This is a genomic window from Demequina sp. NBRC 110051, assembly GCF_002090055.1.
Lineage (GTDB): Bacteria > Actinomycetota > Actinomycetes > Actinomycetales > Demequinaceae > Demequina.
This window is the reverse complement of record NZ_BBRH01000014.1, coordinates 142,660-159,131: the sequence shown is the minus strand read 5'-3', so window position 1 is coordinate 159,131 and position 16,472 is coordinate 142,660. Positions and strand designations below refer to the sequence as shown.

Sequence of the window (16,472 nt, the reverse complement as noted above, 5' to 3'; positions counted from 1 at the left end):
TGAAATCGACACTCATGTCCCACGAGCTGGGCTCGCACTGCTCGGTGGGGACAGGGCGGGCGCCGCCGATGCGCGCCGCTAGCCTGGGCGCATGGCGACTCCCGATTTCATCCTGTCCCTGCGAGAGAAGATCGGGACCGAGATGCTGTGGCTCTCGGGAGTCACCGCCGTGGTGTTGCGAGGCGCGACTCCGACCGAGCCAGGCGTTCCCCCCGCGAGCGACGCCCGCGAGATCCTCGTGGTACGCCGCGCCGACACCGGAGCGTGGACGCCCGTCACCGGCATCATCGACCCGGGTGAACATCCGGCGGTCGCCGGGGCGCGCGAGGTGCTCGAGGAGGCGAACATCGTCGCGGTGCCACAGGCCCTCGTGCGGGTGGGAGTCACGCCCGAGATCACCTACGACAACGGCGACCGTTCGCAGTACCTAGACCTGACGTTCCGCTTCGTTTACGTCAGCGGAGATCCGCATCCCGCCGACGGTGAGAACCTGGAGGCCGCCTGGTTCCCCGTCACCGCCATGCCCCCGATGAGTGAGGACATGACGGTGCGGGTTGCCGCGGCCCTGCGCGGCGACGACGTGGCCGAGTTCGAGTTCTGAGCGGCGCCGCTAGTGCGCCGCGACGGCCATGTCGCCGTCCTCGTGCTCGGGGCGCTGGATGAACATCGCGAGCACAATGCCGCCCATCGCGAGGATCGCGCCCACGAAGAAGGCGGTGCGAATGCCCGCCGCCTGGGCGACGACCTCGGTCGCGCCCTGGTCGACGCGGGTGAGCGCCACGGCCGTCATCGTCGAGACGAACAGCGCGGTGCCCGCGGCGGCAGCGACCTGCTGCAGCGTGGACACCATCGCGGAGCCGTGGGAGTACAGCTTCTTGGGAAGCGAGCCTAGCGACGACGAGAACAGCGGCGTGAACACGAGCGCGAGGCCCAGGCTCAGCACCACATGCGAGGCGAGTACCACCCACCACGGCGTGGTTGCGGTGAGCGACAGGGCGAGGATCCACAGCGCCGCCGAGACCAGGATGGTGCCGGGGATGAGCAGTGGGCGCGGGCCCACGCGGTCGTAGGCACGGCCGATGGGCGTGGCAAGCAGGCCCATCGCGAGTCCGCCGGGCAGCAGCATGAGTCCCGAGGCAAGCACGGACAGTCCCAGTACACCCTGCGTGTAGAGCGGGAGCAGGATGATGCCGCCGAACAGGCCCATCATGCACACCACGAACATCGCGCACGCGATGGCGAACGTGCGCGAGCGGAACACGCGCAAATCGAGAAGGGCAGAGTCGGTGCGCTGCAGCACCAGCTGACGCCACACGAACAGGGCAAGCGCGACCACGCCCACCGCGACGGCCACCAGAGCCGAGGCGATGTCGCCCTCCGCTGACTCGCCAACCTGGGACAGGCCGAAGACGATGCCGCCGAAGCCGAACGCCGACAGGATCACCGAAAGCGCGTCCATGCGGGTCTCGCGCGTCTCGTTGGTCGAGCGCATCTTGAAGACGCCGAACACCAGGACGGTCAGCGCGACGGGCAGCACGAACAGGAACAGGTAGCGCCACGGCAGGACCGCAAGAATCAGCCCTGAGATGGTGGGGCCCACCGCGGGGGCGACCGAGATCACCATGCCGATGGTGCCCATGCGGCGCCCGCGCTCGCGCTCGGGGACGATGGAGATGACGGTCGTCATGAGCAGCGGTAGCATGACGGCCGTGCCGCAGGCCTGGATCACGCGCGCCACGAGCAGCACCTCGAAGCCGGGCGCCAACGCCCCGAGCAGCGTGCCCGCCGCGAACAGCGACATCGCGACGATGTACAGCGGCCTCGTGGGGAAGCGCTGCAGAAGGAAGCCCGTGATGGGGATGACGATCGCCATCGTGAGCAGGAACGCGGCCGTGAGCCACTGGGCGAGCACCGCCGTAATGCCGAGGTCTTCCATGAGGTGCGGGATCGCGACGCCCATGATGGTCTCGTTGAGGATGACGGTGAAGGCGGAGACGATCAGCACGCGAATGACGAGCTCGTCGCGAGCGCTCACGGTGGCGGGCGCGGCTGCGGGGGCGGGCGTGGGGGACATACGAGGGCCTTTCTGGGCACGGAGCGTGGGCGCGGCGGTGGCCGGGCAGACGGCGCGCTCCGGTGCGGGGACGTTTCACATTGTGTCACTGAGCGGTGACACGCGACCGGCCGATGCCGGGGTTGGGTGACGCTCTAGCTCAGCCCCAGGCGGGCGAAGGCCTGGACGAGTCCGGCGCGTTCGGGGCCGGGCACCACGATGTCGGCCTCGGCGATGACGCCGGGGTGGCCGCCCTCGATGCCGATCGCCGTGCCGACCATGGCGAGCATCTCGAGGTCGTTGGGGCCGTCGCCGGCGCCCACGGCATCGGCCGCCGTCAATCCCAGGTGATCGAGCACCGCCTGGATGCCTACGGCCTTGGTGATGTGCGACAGGTAGACCTCGCCGGCGCCGCGGCCCAGGTCCTTGATCGACGTCTCGACGGCCGCGACCTCGTCGCCGATGAGCGGCACGATCTCGCCCAAGTCGCGCCCGGCGGACAGCGTCACGATCTTCGCGAAGTCGAGCCCCTGGAGGGAATCCACCACACGCCGCGCGGCCAGCAGGTCCTCCCAGATCGCGACCTGTGCACCGGACGCATCGGCGCCAGGGGCGCGGCGGTCCATGAGCTCGGCGGCCTGGGGAAGGACGTAGATCGCCTCGGGTGCCTCGACCAGCATCTGGGCGTGATGCTCCAGCAGGACGTCGATGGTCCTGTCCGCGAGCTCACGAGGGAACGACACGTCGTGGATGACCTCGCCGCCCACCTCGGCGTAGGCCCCTGCCCCGCCCACCACGCCATCGAAGCCGGCGGCGAGCAGGCGGTCCGAGACGGTGGAGCGCGAGCGCCCCGTGCACAGAAATACCTGGTGACCGTTGGCGCGCACCCGCGCGACGGCCTCCTCGTGAGCCGGGGGGACCTCCCCGTGGGAGGCGTAGGTACCGTCGACGTCCAGGAAGATCACGCTCACGCCCGTCAGCCTATCCGTGCGATCGCGTACGGTACGTCCCGTGGCAGGACAGACGGTGCAGACGCTAGGAATTCTGGGAGCCGGGCGCGTGGGCAAGGCCATCGCGGCGCTCGCACGCGATGCGGGGCTCACGGTCGCGATGGCGGGGTCAGGCGACCCCGTGGACGAGGTGGTGGCGGCCGATGCCGTGGTCCTCGCGATCCCGCTGGGCAAGTACCGCTCGCTACCGTCCGAGCGGCTCGCCGGGCGCGTGGTCGTCGATGCCATGAACTACTGGTGGGAGCTCGATGGCGCGCGCCCCGACCTTGACGATCCCACGACGTCCACGTCACAGACCGTGGCGGCGTTCCTCCCAGGAGCGCGGGTCGTCAAGGCCTTCAACCACCTGTCGGGCTACGCGCTCGAGGAGCTTGCGCGACCGGCGGGTGAGCCCGATCGCATCGCGGTCGCGCTCGCGGGGGATGACGCCGGGGCGGTGGAGCTCGTCGAGGGGCTGGTGGATGCGCTGGGGTATGACCCGGTGGTCGCCGGGGAGCTGGCCGAGGGTATGCGCTTCGAGCCAGGCACGGAGCTGTTTGGCGCCGATGCCGACCGGGCCGAGGCGCGCGCGATGCTGGAGCGATTCTGGGACACCCAACGCGGGCGCGTGGTGGCTCGCGCGCGCGGACGGCTGTAGGCTCATTCCGTGCCTGATTACAACGATGTAGAAAATGCTGTCGCGACCGCGACGCTGACGGTGTACGACCGCGAGCCGGCCTCCGAGGCGGAGGCCAATAATGCCGACATTGCCCTCAGCGTTCACCTCGCGCTCGACGGTGAGCCGCTGTTCGACAACTACGGCGTCGCCTTCGCCCACGTGAGCGAGACGCCCGGCCCCGACGGCACGTTCGATCCGGTCCTGCGCGGGCTCATCGATCCGCACGTGGTGGCGCTCGCTGACGGCGGCTACGGCATCGTCGCGACGCGCACCGCACGCGGGGGCGGCGACGACGGCACGCGGGCCTCGTCCGTGCTGTTGCTGCGCTCGGACGATCTCATCGACTACACGGAGCTCGGCCTGCTCGACCTGGGTGTGACCCACGGCGTCAATGCGCCCGCCGTCGTCGCGGACGGCGACGGCTACGTCATGCGGTGGAGCACCGATGCCGGCGAGCCGTGGCATGCGACGCTCGACCTCTTCGCCCCCCACACCGCGTTGGGCGAGCCCACGCCCGGTGACCACCCCATCCCGGGCGAGATCGTCGCGGGAGACGCCGCGGCATCGGGCATCCCCGACCTGCGCTCGGGCAACGCCATCGAGATCCCGGCGGACCTTGCCGCGAGGCTGCGCGAGCGGTTCGGTCCCGTGGCGAACACCGACGCGTCGGTGGCGCCGGTGGCCGTGCCCGTGGGTGCGGCGCTCACCGTGGCCGACCTGCCCGCGCGCGTGGACCTCGCGTACTCGGACGGCTCCACGGGCTCGCTCGCGGTGACCTGGGACAACGAGGCGCTGTCTGCCATCGACACAAGCGTTCTGGGTGAGCACGCCGTCACCGGAACCGTGCGCCAGCCCATCTATCCCACGCCGTTCGCGGACGAGCGGGCCGACCCGAGCATCGTGCCGTTCCACTTCAACGGCCGCGACGTGTTCCTCATGATCGCGACGAAGGACCTGAACCTGGACCCGATCGCGAACGACGGTGGTCCCATCGGGATGCCGATCCGCATGGCCGACACCATCGCGGCGCTCGCGGACCCGGCCGGTGGCGACGGCCTCGAGTGCGACATCCTGGTCGCCGGCGACCTCGACGCCCACGGTGACGCCATGACCGGCTGCTTCTGGGCGCCCGAGATTCACGTCATCGGCGGTGAGCTGTCCATCCTTTTCATGCCGTCCTATGACGGCGAGGATGGCCGCACCGACATGTGGACGGGCCGCGCGAGCATCATTCAGCTGGGGCGCGACGCCGATGGCGCCCACCTCGACCCCACGGATCCGGCCAGCTGGAGTGCCGCCAGGCACGTCACGCGCGCCGACGGTTCGGTGCTCAACGATCGCGCCGGCATCTCGCTCGACATGACCTATCTGGAAGATGCCGGCACGCACTATTACGCCTGGCAGATGCTCGGGTCGATCTTCATCGCGACCTTCGACCCCGCGGACCCCGCGCGCCTGACCAGCGAGCCCGTGCGCATCCTCGCGCCCGAGTACGCGTGGGACAACACCATCGCCGAGGGTCCGAACATGATCATCCGCGACGGCCGTGTGTTCATGCTGTATTCGGGCTCGACGGTGGGAGACACCTACACGACCGGGCTGGCGACCGCGGCGTCCGGAAGCGATCTCACCGATCCCGCGGCGTGGACGCGGCTCAACGCCCCCATCCAGAAGTCCGGCCCCTACAACGGCGAGTACCAACTGGGCACCGGTCACGGGATGTGGTCCGTGGACGAGGACGGCAACGACCTCTATGTCTTCCACGCCCGCACCGATCACCTGGGGCTGACGGGCCGCGACACGTTCGTCCGCCGCGTCCACTGGACCGCGGATGGCCTGCCCCGCCTGGACATGGAGACCGAGGAGGAGCTGGCACCCCGCTTCCGCGAGGTCGCCGCGCGCGTGGTAGTCGGGGATGGTGACGTATGACCGAGGAACCCTACGGCTACTTGATGGTCCACTTCGTCGAGGACCCCCACGGGTATCGCGAGAAGGTGCATTTCTCTCTATCGCGCGGCGACGACCCCACCGCGTGGGACCGGCTGAACGGCGGCGAGCCCATCCTCGCCTCGCACCTGGGCACTACCGGCGTGCGCGATCCCTATCTGTTGCGTCGCCCCGACACCGGCCGGTACTACCTGATCGCGACGGACCTCAGGGTGTTCGGCGCCGACGACGCCGGCTGGCAGGCCTGGGCCACGGACTACTCCACCAAAATGAACGTGTGGGAGTCCGACGACCTCATCCACTGGGGTCCGCAGCGCCAGATCGACGTCGCGTGCGGCCCCGACGGCGCGCCCGATCCCGGCACCCCGCACATGGGCATGATGTGGGCTCCCGAGGCCCTATGGGTCGACGACTACGACGCCGATGGAGGGGCGTTCGTCGTCTACTGGGCGTCTTCGGGCGAGGACGGCCGGCAACGCATTCTGTGGGGCGCGACCAGGGACTTCACGCAGGCAGGCTGGGTGACGGGCGGCGTGCTCATCGACGCACCGGGCGACGTCATCGACACCACGATGATCCGCGAGGGCGGGCGCACTTACCGTGTGACCAAAGACAACGGCACCGCCCGCGGCCTCTTCATGGAGTACACGGACGACGCGCGCTGGTGGCTGCCGGAGGCGACCTGGACGCAGACCCAGACGCACATTGGTGCCGCGTACTCCGGGGGAGACCCGGGACTCGTCGAGGGCCCCGCGATGTTCCGCGTGCGCGGCGAGGACCGCTGGCACCTGCTGGTCGACGTCATCCCCGACGTGGGCTACCGACCCATGATCGCGACCGACCTGGACGCGGACGAGCCGTGGGAGTACGTCGAGGACGGCGCCTTCGACCTCGCGCCGGCGACCAAGCACGGTGGCGTCATCTCGCTCACACGAGAGGTCTACCAGGCACTACGGGCGGCCGATGCTGCGGCACCCGTCGTACCTCACCTCGCCGATGCCGTGGTTCCGACGGGCGCGGACAGATCCAAGGTGCTCGCGGCGCTTCCCGCGACCGTGGAGGCGACGCTGCACGGGGGCGGCACGGCGGAGTTTGCGGTCGACTGGGACCTCGATGCGGTCCGCACGGGCGTCGCTGGTCCTGTTGAGGTCGTGGGCGTGCTGCGCGGAACCCTGGGCGCGAACGCGAACGACTGGATCGCGGCCGACGGCTCGCGGGACTGGGACGCGGCGGGTAAATCGTCGCTCTCGGCGACGGCGCTCACGGTGACCGCCACGGTGGCCGTCGAGTAGCGCTCAGTCCCAGGCGCGGCGGCGTCGGGGAGTGAGTCGCACTCCCGGCAGCGGGGGAGCGGGGATCCGCACGTCGCCGTGGCCGGCAACCTCTCCGAACCGCTCCGAGCGCGCCTCCCAGTCGTCGCGTGCCGTGGCGATGTCCTCGTGGGTGCGGCCGATGAAGTTCCACCACATCACGATGTCCTCGGCGAAGGGCTCGCCTCCCAGGACGAAGAGCGTCGCGTCGGTGGCGGCGCTTACCCGCACGCGTTCGCGGCGGTCGCCTAGGTAGATCAACCCTCGTTCGGGCATGGTGATCTCGCCGGACTCGACGGTGACGTCGCCATCGACGTGAACGAGGCCGTGCTCCCAGGCGGGATCGAGCGGCAGGTCGACAACGGATCCAGCGGTCAGGGACACCTGCGCCCCCACCAGCGGCGTGTGGGTCGTGGCCGGTGACCGCGTACCCGCGAAGGCGCCCATGACCACGGTGACCACGGCATCGGCGCCGTGCAGGGAGGGCAGGGTGAGGCGCGGAAGGAAGGTGTGGGTTTCGAAGTCCGCGTCGCCAGCGCGCGAGCGCTCGGGTAGAGCGATCCAGAGCTGAAGCGCGTCGAGCAGGTCGTCTTCGGCGCCCAGCGAGTACTCCGAATGCGCCACGCCGTCTCCCGCGGTCATGAGGTTGAGTTGGCCCACGTCGAGCACGGTGTCCGAGCCCAGGGTGTCGCGGTGGCGGATGCGGCCGGTCAGCGGCCAGGTGACGGTCTGGAGGCCCGTGTGGGGGTGGGGGTCGACGGTCATTGTCACGCGCTGGGGACCAAAACGGTCCACGAAGCACCAGGCGCCGATGGTGGGCAGGTCGCGCGAGGGCAGGACGCGCTGGACGCTCATGGCGCGCAGGCCACCCAGCGGCACCTCGCGTGCCTCGAGCGGTATCAGGCGCGGCCCGGGGCGGGTCATGACCGTTCGGGCCAGAGCACCGTCAGGTCGTCGACCTCGGTGCGAGTGAGGTAGCGGGCGATGTAGGGGCACAGGGGGATTACGGCGAGGCCTCGCCTCGCGACGTCGGTGAGGGCCTCGCCTGCGAGCGTGCGCGCGGTCGCGGTGCCCTGATAGCGCTCCAAGACCTCGGTGTGTGTCATGGCGAGCGTGCCGTCGCCCTCGATGTAGTCGATGAAGCCGGCGGGCTCGCCATCAACGTTCACCGTGTAGCGGTGGGCGGCATCGTCCCTGGAAACCTGGATGTTCTGCGACTCGGTCATGGTGTCCTCTCGTGCGGGGTCGATGCCGCCCAGCCTAACGACGGGTCATCCGAAGTCGAGCAGGTCGCCCAACCAGGATTCCTTCTTCTTGCGCTTGCCGTAGTACTGGCCGTCTCCGCGATACGAGTCGTCGTAGCGGCGCGAGCGGTCGTCGGCCACGCGGCGCTGCTGCTGTGCCGGGGCCTCGTGCGACGCGGAGCGCTCGATGATCTTGTCGAGTTCGCCGCGGTCCAGCCACACGCCGCGGCACTGCGGGCAGTAGTCGATCTCGACGCCCTGGCGGTCGCTCATCATGAGCGTGGCGTCGTCAACGGGGCACTTCATGGTCGGTCTCCTCGGGGTAGGGGATCGTGGTGCCGTGGCGCCAGCGGCGCCACGGCGTGCCCAGCCAACGCGCGAGGCGGGCCGGGTGCTCCCGGCCCGCCACGGCATCGGCCATCCGTCGTTTACGTGGGACGATGCGATCCTCCGGTGGCCAGGCGCATCAGATCCGTGTCGAAGTTGACACCCACCTCGGTGCCGCCGGCGGAGCCGTACTCGTGCTGGTACGAGCCCCACGAGTCCTCGCGCACCGAGCGTGCAAAGCCGGACTCCATGAGCAGCACCAGCTCCTTGGCCGCGCGGTCGATGCGCTGCGTCAGCGCGGTCGAGGAGAAGTCCTCTGGCGCGGCAAACAGCCCCGTGGGGACGGGCAGGGTGCGCAGGTAGGCGAACAGCGAGCGCATCTCCTCGTCCACCACGAGCGCGTGCCGGGACGTGCCGGCGGTCGCGGCGAGGATGACGGGCTTGCCGATGAGCAGGTCGTTGTCGAGCACCTGGAAGAACCCGGTGAACGCCGCGGAGGCGCCGGCCTTGTACACGGGGGCGGCCGCGATGATGCCGTCCGCGGCCACGAGAGTGTCGATCGCGGCGCGGAACTTGGGACCCATGAACTGGCTGGACAGGGCCTGCGGGAGCTCCGGCAGCAGCTCTCGGACCTGGATGACACTCAGCTGGACGTCGCGGCCGTGCTCGCGGGCCAGCGCGATGGCGCGCTGTGCGGTGCGGTCGGCCAAGAGGTGCGTGGACGAGGGGTCCGAGGCGCCAGCGGAGACGACGACAAGGCGGAACGGGTCGTGAGTCATGACGGCTCCTGTGATGTTGGTGCGGTGGCAAGTTTCAGTGAGAGGGCCTCGAGGAGGCGCATCTCGTCGTCGGTGAGGGCCGTGGTGATGGACTCGGCGACGGCGGCGCCGTGCGCGCGGCCCACCGTGCGCTGGAGGGCGCGGCCCTCGTCGGTGAGCGAGAGCTGGTGCGCGCGGGCGTCGTCCGGATTGGTGCAGCGGAACACGAGGCCCCGCTGCACCAGGCGGTCCACCAGGCGGCTGAGGGCCGGCTGGCTGAGCAGCACGCCCTCGCCCAGGTCACGCAGGCGCAGCGGGTGGTCCGCCTTCGCGAGGGTGTAGAGCACGTCGTACTCCCGCATCGACAGCCCCTCCCACACGTCCTGCTCCGCGAAGCGGCGCATGAGGACGGCGTGGGCTCGAAGGGCCGCCTCCCAGGACTCGTTGGCGAGCCTGGTGCGCGTACGGGTGGCCGATGCCGTGGCCGGGCTGGCGGTCATGGTCGCCTCACAGGGTGGGGTAGACGGCTTCGGCGCCCTCGGAGTCCTGGTACGGACTGGCTCCGGTGACGTTGTCGCCGCGGTTGGCGTTGGGGCGCGGCTGGCGCGGCTCGGCGTCGCCGTACTTGGCCTTGACGAGGTCGGTGTGGCTGGGCGGGTTGGCCGCCACCTCGGGGTCGCGCTTGGACTCGAGCTCCTTGCGCAGGACCGGGACCACCTCGCCGCCCAGCAGGTCCAGCTGCTCGAGTACCATGTCGGTGGGAAGGCCTGCGTGGTCGATGAGGAACAGCTGGCGCTGGTAGTCGCCCACGTACTCGCGGAAGCCCATGATCTTGTCGATGACCTCCTGGACCGAGCCGACCGCGAGCGGGGTCATGGTCGAGAAGTCTTCGAGCGTGGGGCCGTGGCCGTACACGGGGGCGTTGTCGAAGTAGGGGCGGAAGCGGTCGCGGGCCTCCTGGCTGGTCTTGCCGATGAAGGTCTGACCGCCCAGGCCCACGATCGCCTGCTTGGCGGTGCCGTGGCCGTAGTGCTCAAAGCGCTGACGGTAGAACTGCACCATCCGCTTGGTGTGCTCCTTGGGCCAGAAGATGTGGTTCGCGAAGAAGCCGTTGCCGTAGTAGGCGGCCTGCTCGGCGATCTCCGGGGTGCGGATCGAGCCGTGCCACACAAAGGGCGGCACGTCGTCCAGCGGGCGCGGGGTGGAGGTGAAGCCCTGCAGGGGAGTGCGGAACGAGCCCTCCCAGTCCACGACGTCCTCGCGCCACAGGCGGTGCAGCAGGTTGTAGTTCTCGAGCGCGAGCGGCAGGCCTTGGCGGATGTCCTGGCCGAACCACGGGTAGACGGGGCCGGTGTTGCCGCGCCCCAGCATGAGGTCCATGCGCCCGCCCGAGAGGTGCTGAAGCATCGCGTACTCCTCGGCGATGCGGACGGGGTCGTTGGTGGTGATGAGCGTGGTGCTCGTCGTCACCGTGAGGCGCTCGGTCTGCGCGGCGATGCTCGCCAGGAGGGTCGTCGGTGAGGAGGAGAAGAACGGCGGGTTGTGGTGCTCGCCGACGGCGACGACGTCGAGGCCCACCTCCTCGGTCTTCTTGGCGATGCGGACCAGGTCGCGGATGCGCTCGGCCTCGGAGGGCGTGTAGTCGTTGACGGGGTCGCGGGTGATGTCCGAGACGGACATGATGCCGAACTGCATGATGTGCTCCTGGGGTGTGAGGGCTAGGACCTGAGGCCCAATATATGCGTTTGCATGTAATAACGCGAGGGGCCGTGGAGGATTCCCCGTGATCGGCCGGCCGGCGCACGCACGGGCGTAGCCTGACGAGGTGATCCTCACTAAGCACGCGCACGCGACCATCGAGATCGACGATGAAACTGGCCACCTGCTGGTTGACCCAGGCAGCTACACACCGAACGCGGCCGAGCTGTTGGCTCGCACGGATGCGGTGCTCATGACCCACGGTCACCCTGACCACGTCGACGTCGCCGCTGTGGGCGAGGCGCTCGCGGCCAACCCGAACCTACGCGTGTGGGGGCCGCGCGAGGCCGTGGCGGTATGGCTGGGGGACTTCGAGGATCGCGTCCATGTCGCCGAGGCGGGCCAAAACATCGACGCGGGTGGTATCTCGGTCGAGGTGTTTCCCGCCCCTCACGCGTCGATTCACCCCGAGATTCCGCTGCCGGAGCACGTCGCCTTCATGATCGGCGGGCGCGTGTTCCACCCCGGTGACTCGTACACCGTGCCGGCGGTCGAGGTCGACATGCTGCTCGTCGGGGTGTCTGGTCCGTGGGCGATTCTGGCCCATGCTGTCGAGCAGCTGCGGGCCATCCAGCCGCGCCGTGCCGTGATGATCCACGACATGATGCTGTCCGAGGTCGGACTCTCCGCGACCGACCGGTGGCTGAGTTCTGGGATGCTGTCGCCGGTCGACGTCGAACGCCTGCGCGCGGGGGAGTCGACCGAGGTCTGACGCGGCCTACGCCGCCCGTGCGAAGCGGCGCTCGATGCCCGCCAGGGCGCGCTCGCGCTGCTCGAGGGTGCGGCCCGCGGGGTCGGACTCGTTGATCCATTTCAGGTTCTTGACGCCCATCTTGCGGAACGCGCCGCGGAACATCATCTTGGTGAGCGGGCTGCCGAAGACGGTGCGGTAGATCCATTGCGGCGTGCTCATGACGGTCAGCGCGGTCACGCCTTGAAGCTGCTCGAAGTGGTTGACGAACGGGCGACCCTTCTTGACCTCGCTGTACACGATGCCCTTGGTGAGCACCCGGTCGAGGAAGCCCTTGGTCAGGGCTGGCATCGACTCCCACGAGATGGGGAACGCGAACACGATGGAGTCGGCCGCGAGGACACGGCGCTGATAGTCGGCCACCTGGGGGTCGACGACTCGCTGCGTGCGCCACGCGGTGAGATCCTCTGCGCTCATGACGGGGTTGAAGCCGTCCGCGTGAAGGTCGATGGGGTCGACCCTGTGGCCGGACTGGCCAAGCTCGCGCTCGGCTGCGGCCGCCATCGCCGCGGTGAAGCTGCGCTGGTGCGGAACATTCTCGGAAGCGGTGCGGATGTGCGGGTGATCGAAGACGATGAGGGTATTCATGACGGCCTCCTGGGCTAAAGGTTTGATACTCAACTATCTCATCAGAATGGTTGAGTGTCAAACGGTTGTCTGGTAGACCAGTGTCATGGCACATGAACTGACGGGACCCGAGGCGCTGTGGTTCGCGCTACGCAAGGCCGCGACGATGATGGAGCGCCACGCGGAGGCGATCGTGTCGCGGGAGACGGGGGTGTCGCTTGGGCTCTACATGGTGCTCAGCGTCCTCCATGCGCGCGACGCGGCCGTCAGTCAGCAGGCGATCGCGGACCGCCTGGGTCTCACCAAGGGCACGGTCAGCCGCCTCCTCGACGGGGCCCGCTCCGCCGGGCTCGCCGTCACGGCGCCGTCGCCGTCGTCTCGCCGCGAGCGGGTCGTGACACTCACCGAGGCGGGCCGTGCCGTGGTCGATGCGGGTGACGCGGCGCTGTTGCATTCGGAGATCGCGGCGTTCGCACAGCGCGAGCCCGAGCGTGCCGAGTCCATGGTTGAGGGGCTCTACGCGATGGTCGCCGCAGTACAGGAGGCAACGGCCGGCCGGTCGGGGCCGCGCTGACCCGGCTCAGCCCAGCGTCGCCTGAGCCGCCGCTGCGAGTTCGATGCCGTACGCGCGCCCGTGCCCGGCCGCGTGGACGGCGAGCGGGTGGAGCTGATGCATCGGCACCCGATCTTGCCAGCCGTCGCGTAGTGGCGCCGCGTCCTGGTAGCCGCGGATGACCGCGTCGAGGTGTGGCAGCCCAAAAAGTTGAAGCATCGCGAGGTCGGTCTCCGCATGACCCCCGTGCGCGGCAGGGTCGATCAGGATCGCTCCGTCGGCATCGGCGAGAACGTTTCCCGCCCACAGGTCGCCATGAATGCGTGCCGGGGGAGCGGCGTCGTCGAACCGGGCTGCGGCGATCAGATCACAGGCACGGCGCACGAGGTCGGCCTCGTCGCGCATCAGGTGCCCGGCGGCGACGGCGGGCGCGAGGAAGGGTTCCACGCGGCCGCGCGCGTACATCTCGCCCCACGACGCCGACTCGATCCGCGGCATCTCGCGGCTGCCGATGTACAGCGGGCCGTCGTACGCAACGGGCCCCGCGCCAAACGCCGCGGCCCCAGCAGCATGCGTCGTGGCGAGGTTGCGGCCCAGGGTGCGTGCGGCATCGGCCGTCAGCATTGTCCTGTTCACACGGGCCAGCCTGATCTCGTCGGGGGAGGCGTCGACCACCTCGACCACCCGCGCGCCGCCCGCGGCCGCGAGCCACCTGAGTCCCGCCGCCTCGGCCTCGAAAAACCCCGCCGGGGCATCCTCCCGGCGCTTGACGAACGTGTCCATCGTCCCAGCCTCGCATGGGGCCCGCGCCGTGGACCTACCTGCGGGCGCCCGGTGGACCGAAATTGCCACGGGCGAGGTGCACGAGGGCGGCACGATGGCGCCTGCCGCGGCGCCGCTAGACGTGATTCCCGTGTTCGCTCGTGATGGGCGCGCGCACGGGGTGACGCTGCCTTCCTGAGCACTCGAGGGGCTGGCCAGTAGGCCCGAAAGATCTCCGTTCGACAGCGCGTTCGACACGAAAGATCACGAAATGGTTACGGTCGCCCCTCGCCGTTTGAGTTGAGCGTTCACATGCCCTTAGTGTCGAACCGGTACGACTCGAACCGGTTCGACAGTGATGTCGCAGAGGAGGGTGACGAAGTGGTCACGATTGGAGATGTCGCGAAGGCGGCAGGGGTGTCACGCAGCACTGCGTCATACGCACTGACCGGCAAGCGCTCCATTTCTCCCGCGGTCAAGCAGCGCGTCATCGATGCTGTCCAGGAGCTGGGGTACGTGCCCAACGCGGGCGCCCGTGCCTTGTCGACGTCGCAAACCAAGGTGATTGCGCTCTTGGCCCGGTTCCTCGACGACGAGTTCGCCCCCGCCATGCTGCAATACATCCTCGGCGTGACGAATGGAGCCCGTGAGCTGGGCTACGACACGCTGCTGGTGTCGGAAGAAGACGGCGTCCACGCGTTGCAGCGCCTGTCGTCGTCGCGCCAGGTCGACGGTTTCGTGCTGCTCAACGTCTCGGAGGAAGACGAGCGCCTCGCAGTCCTCGGCAAGGCGCCGCAGCCCGGCGCGATGGTGGGACTCCCTGGCGATCCCGACGGCTTCGACGTCTTCGACCTCGACTTCGTGGCATCGGGACGACTGATGGTCGACACGCTCCACGAGCTGGGTCACCGGGAGCTGATCCTGGTATCGCAACCCGAGGACGTCGTGGAGCGAGGCGGTGCCTATGTGTGGCGCCTGGCGAATGCGGCTCGAGAACGCGCCGCGGAACTCGGTGTCACGCTGCACTCGTCCTTTGGGGCATCCCAGCAGCCCGGCATCGGCGACGATCTGAAGCGTCTGCTCGACGCACACCCGAGCGCCACAGGACTGCTGCTGAACAACGAGGCCGCCGCGGCAGCGCTCCCATCGGTCCTGTTGGCACGGGGCATCAGCGTCCCCGTCGATCTTTCCGTGGTGGGGCGTTACTCCGACGACTTCGCCAAGACCTTCTCACTTCCGTTCTCGGCGATCGACAGTGCCGCGGACGAATTGGGACGCCGAGCCGTGCGCCAGCTCGTGGCCCGCATCGAGGGTGGGGACGAGGCCCCCGCTCCTCACACTGTCGAACTGATCCCGCCCGTCATTCACGACCGCGGCTCCATCGCCGCACCCACCAAGGCCCCTCGGGGCTAACCATTCGTGCCGCACCCGCGGCGCGTGTTCAAGGAGGAACACCATGCACATCAAGCACCTACGCACGACCACGGCCTTCGCCGTCGCCGCAGTTGCGGTCGGCGCGCTCGCGGGCTGCTCGTCTGACGAGGACCCGGAGGCCACCGGCAGCAGCTCGGGTGAGACCTCGTCCGAGGCCCCTGGCGGCACCTACACCTGGTGGGACCCGTACCCCCAGCACGAGGCCGGCTCCGACTGGGAGGGGCGCGTCCAGGCCTGTGGTGAGGAAGCCGGGGTGACGCTCGAGCGCACCGCTTACGACACGACGGCCCTCACCAACCAGCTACTGCTGTCCGCCCAGGAAGGCACGTCACCCGACGTCGTGCTGCTCGACAACCCCGCCGTCTCGACCCTCGCCGACACCGGCGCGATCGTGTCGATGGACGAGCTGGGCTTCGACACCAGCTCGATCGACGAGAACCTCCTCGCCGCCGGAGTGGTGGACGGCACCGCCTACGGCATCCCTATCGGCGCCAACACCCTCGCGCTGTACTACAACGCCGAGATCCTCGAGGAGGCGGGCGTGGACCCGGCCTCCGTCACCGACTGGGACTCGCTCAACGCGGCGCTCGAGGCGATCGACGCTGCCGGACACAACGCGATCACCTTCGCCGGCATCAACACCGAAGAGGGCTCGTTCCAGTTCCTGCCCTGGTTCTGGGGCGCAGGCGCCGACCTGACCGAGCTCAACTCGCCCCAGGCCGTCGAAGCTCTCGACCTGTGGGTCAACTGGGTCGACTCCGGCCTTGCCCCTCAGACCGTGATTTCGAACTCGCAGAACACCACCTGGGAGGAGTTCCTCACCGGTGACTTCGGCTTCGTCGAGAACGGCACCTGGCAGGTGAACTCGGCCGCCGAGGCTGAGTTCGAGACCGGCTACATCACCCTGCCCGCGAAGAACGGCGGCGCCGCCCCGGCTCCGACCGGCGGCGAGTTCGTGATGGCACCCGTGCAGGATGACACCGCTCGCTACGCGGTGACCACCCAGATCATCGAGTGCATGACGACCCCTGAGGGCTTCGTCGAGACGGCCGACACGTTCGCGTACTACATCCCGCCGACGGCCGAGGGCCAGGACCAGTTCATCGAGGCGCACCCCGAGCTCGAGGTGTGGGTCGACGCCGTGCGCGCCGCGAAGGGCCGCACCTCGGACAACCTGGGTACCGACTACCCGATCATCTCGGAGCAGCTGTGGACCGCGGTGAACGCCGCGATGTCCGGTGCCCAGAGCTCGCAGGAGGCACTGGACGCCGCGCAGGAGGCCGCACAGTCCGAGCTCGGCTAGGTCCGCTGAGGACTCACGCCACACACCGGTGCGGGGT

The 16,472-nt window shown here is 69.2% G+C and carries 19 protein-coding genes; 9 read left to right on the top strand and 10 right to left on the bottom strand.

What is annotated here, in order from left to right; all coding sequences use genetic code 11:
* Positions 1–91 precede the first annotated feature (91 nt).
* On the top strand, positions 92–601 hold the full coding sequence (locus B7K20_RS09065) for an NUDIX domain-containing protein (RefSeq protein WP_084102199.1): 510 nt from the start codon (positions 92–94) through the stop codon (positions 599–601).
* Between the two features lie 9 nt (positions 602–610).
* On the opposite strand, the gene B7K20_RS09060 is transcribed toward B7K20_RS09065, so the two are convergent.
* Positions 611–2,074, bottom strand: coding sequence for an MDR family MFS transporter (locus B7K20_RS09060; RefSeq protein ID WP_084102198.1), 1,464 nt, complete (start codon positions 2,072–2,074; stop codon positions 611–613).
* A 134-nt stretch (positions 2,075–2,208) separates the two neighbouring features.
* Complete coding sequence (locus B7K20_RS09055) at positions 2,209–3,024, bottom strand: HAD-IIB family hydrolase (protein WP_159449374.1); 816 nt, start codon at positions 3,022–3,024, stop codon at positions 2,209–2,211.
* 40 nt (positions 3,025–3,064) lie between these two features.
* Between B7K20_RS09055 and B7K20_RS09050 the strand changes: the two genes are divergently transcribed.
* From B7K20_RS09050 to B7K20_RS09040, 3 genes are read left to right on the top strand one after another with little or no spacing between them, the layout of a single operon-like run.
* Entirely contained in the window at positions 3,065–3,700 is a 636-nt protein-coding gene (locus tag B7K20_RS09050; protein WP_234985786.1) for an NADPH-dependent F420 reductase, read from the top strand.
* Positions 3,701–3,709: 9 nt separating this feature from the next.
* Positions 3,710–5,650, top strand: a complete 1,941-nt coding sequence (locus B7K20_RS09045) for a family 43 glycosylhydrolase (protein ID WP_084102195.1) — start codon at positions 3,710–3,712, stop codon at positions 5,648–5,650.
* Positions 5,647–6,960, top strand: coding sequence for an Ig-like domain-containing protein (locus B7K20_RS09040; RefSeq protein WP_084102194.1), 1,314 nt, complete (start codon positions 5,647–5,649; stop codon positions 6,958–6,960). Before B7K20_RS09045 ends, B7K20_RS09040 begins: the two co-directional genes overlap by 4 nt.
* Before the next feature lie 3 nt (positions 6,961–6,963).
* Here B7K20_RS09040 and B7K20_RS09035 read toward each other — a convergent pair whose 3' ends face one another.
* The 6 genes from B7K20_RS09035 to B7K20_RS09010 form a co-directional block, all read right to left on the bottom strand.
* Positions 6,964–7,902: a pirin family protein gene (locus B7K20_RS09035; RefSeq protein ID WP_084102193.1), complete on the bottom strand. Its 939-nt coding sequence runs from the start codon at positions 7,900–7,902 to the stop codon at positions 6,964–6,966.
* Positions 7,899–8,204 (bottom strand): GNAT family N-acetyltransferase, encoded by a 306-nt coding sequence (locus B7K20_RS09030; protein WP_084102192.1) that lies wholly within the window; start codon positions 8,202–8,204, stop codon positions 7,899–7,901. Before B7K20_RS09030 ends, B7K20_RS09035 begins: the two co-directional genes overlap by 4 nt.
* A 45-nt stretch (positions 8,205–8,249) precedes the next feature.
* On the bottom strand, positions 8,250–8,528 hold the full coding sequence (locus B7K20_RS09025; RefSeq protein WP_084102191.1) for a zf-TFIIB domain-containing protein: 279 nt from the start codon (positions 8,526–8,528) through the stop codon (positions 8,250–8,252).
* 122 nt (positions 8,529–8,650) lie between these two features.
* The gene (locus B7K20_RS09020; protein ID WP_084102190.1) at positions 8,651–9,328 is read right to left on the bottom strand and encodes a CE1759 family FMN reductase; all 678 of its coding nucleotides are present in this window, start codon (positions 9,326–9,328) and stop codon (positions 8,651–8,653) included.
* Positions 9,325–9,807 (bottom strand): MarR family winged helix-turn-helix transcriptional regulator, encoded by a 483-nt coding sequence (locus B7K20_RS09015; protein WP_084102189.1) that lies wholly within the window; start codon positions 9,805–9,807, stop codon positions 9,325–9,327. The genes B7K20_RS09020 and B7K20_RS09015 overlap by 4 nt, the downstream gene beginning before the upstream one ends.
* 7 nt (positions 9,808–9,814) lie before the next feature.
* A complete protein-coding gene (locus tag B7K20_RS09010) occupies positions 9,815–11,002 on the bottom strand; it encodes an LLM class flavin-dependent oxidoreductase (RefSeq protein ID WP_084102188.1) in 1,188 nt (395 codons plus the stop codon).
* A 130-nt stretch (positions 11,003–11,132) separates the two neighbouring features.
* On the opposite strand from B7K20_RS09010, the gene B7K20_RS09005 reads away from it, so the two are divergent.
* Positions 11,133–11,777, top strand: coding sequence for an MBL fold metallo-hydrolase (locus tag B7K20_RS09005; protein ID WP_084102187.1), 645 nt, complete (start codon positions 11,133–11,135; stop codon positions 11,775–11,777).
* A 6-nt stretch (positions 11,778–11,783) separates the two neighbouring features.
* Here B7K20_RS09005 and B7K20_RS09000 read toward each other — a convergent pair whose 3' ends face one another.
* Positions 11,784–12,404, bottom strand: coding sequence for an NAD(P)H-dependent oxidoreductase (locus B7K20_RS09000; RefSeq protein WP_084102186.1), 621 nt, complete (start codon positions 12,402–12,404; stop codon positions 11,784–11,786).
* Between the two features lie 85 nt (positions 12,405–12,489).
* Between B7K20_RS09000 and B7K20_RS08995 the strand changes: the two genes are divergently transcribed.
* Positions 12,490–12,957, top strand: a complete 468-nt coding sequence (locus B7K20_RS08995; protein WP_084102185.1) for a MarR family winged helix-turn-helix transcriptional regulator — start codon at positions 12,490–12,492, stop codon at positions 12,955–12,957.
* A 6-nt stretch (positions 12,958–12,963) separates the two neighbouring features.
* Here the strand turns inward: B7K20_RS08995 and B7K20_RS08990 are convergent, their stop codons facing one another.
* Positions 12,964–13,788, bottom strand: coding sequence for a fructosamine kinase family protein (locus B7K20_RS08990; protein ID WP_304441311.1), 825 nt, complete (start codon positions 13,786–13,788; stop codon positions 12,964–12,966).
* Here B7K20_RS08990 and B7K20_RS13460 point away from each other — a divergent pair.
* From B7K20_RS13460 to B7K20_RS08980, 3 genes are all read left to right on the top strand, one after another.
* Positions 13,712–13,897, top strand: a complete 186-nt coding sequence (locus tag B7K20_RS13460) for a hypothetical protein (protein WP_371327880.1) — start codon at positions 13,712–13,714, stop codon at positions 13,895–13,897. The two genes, B7K20_RS08990 and B7K20_RS13460, sit on opposite strands and share 77 nt — an antisense overlap.
* A gap of 122 nt (positions 13,898–14,019) precedes the next feature.
* Positions 14,020–15,111, top strand: a complete 1,092-nt coding sequence (locus B7K20_RS08985) for a LacI family DNA-binding transcriptional regulator (RefSeq protein ID WP_371327881.1) — start codon at positions 14,020–14,022, stop codon at positions 15,109–15,111.
* A 43-nt stretch (positions 15,112–15,154) separates the two neighbouring features.
* A complete protein-coding gene (locus tag B7K20_RS08980; protein WP_084102182.1) occupies positions 15,155–16,435 on the top strand; it encodes an extracellular solute-binding protein in 1,281 nt (426 codons plus the stop codon).
* Positions 16,436–16,472 lie beyond the last annotated feature (37 nt).

Excerpts from the sequence above, each read along its gene's own strand:
- B7K20_RS09010 (WP_084102188.1), bottom strand. The coding sequence starts at position 11,002 with ATGCAGTTCGGCATCATGTCCGTCTCGGACATCACCCGCGACCCCGTC.
- B7K20_RS09035 (WP_084102193.1), bottom strand. The coding sequence starts at position 7,902 with ATGACCCGCCCCGGGCCGCGCCTGATACCGCTCGAGGCACGCGAGGTG.
- B7K20_RS08980 (WP_084102182.1), top strand. The coding sequence starts at position 15,155 with ATGCACATCAAGCACCTACGCACGACCACGGCCTTCGCCGTCGCCGCA.
- B7K20_RS09000 (WP_084102186.1), bottom strand. The coding sequence starts at position 12,404 with ATGAATACCCTCATCGTCTTCGATCACCCGCACATCCGCACCGCTTCC.
- B7K20_RS09030 (WP_084102192.1), bottom strand. The coding sequence starts at position 8,204 with ATGACCGAGTCGCAGAACATCCAGGTTTCCAGGGACGATGCCGCCCAC.
- B7K20_RS09020 (WP_084102190.1), bottom strand. The coding sequence starts at position 9,328 with ATGACTCACGACCCGTTCCGCCTTGTCGTCGTCTCCGCTGGCGCCTCG.
- B7K20_RS09060 (WP_084102198.1), bottom strand. The coding sequence starts at position 2,074 with ATGTCCCCCACGCCCGCCCCCGCAGCCGCGCCCGCCACCGTGAGCGCT.
- B7K20_RS09065 (WP_084102199.1), top strand. The coding sequence starts at position 92 with ATGGCGACTCCCGATTTCATCCTGTCCCTGCGAGAGAAGATCGGGACC.
- B7K20_RS09015 (WP_084102189.1), bottom strand. The coding sequence starts at position 9,807 with ATGACCGCCAGCCCGGCCACGGCATCGGCCACCCGTACGCGCACCAGG.
- B7K20_RS08995 (WP_084102185.1), top strand. The coding sequence starts at position 12,490 with ATGGCACATGAACTGACGGGACCCGAGGCGCTGTGGTTCGCGCTACGC.
- B7K20_RS09040 (WP_084102194.1), top strand. The coding sequence starts at position 5,647 with ATGACCGAGGAACCCTACGGCTACTTGATGGTCCACTTCGTCGAGGAC.
- B7K20_RS09025 (WP_084102191.1), bottom strand. The coding sequence starts at position 8,528 with ATGAAGTGCCCCGTTGACGACGCCACGCTCATGATGAGCGACCGCCAG.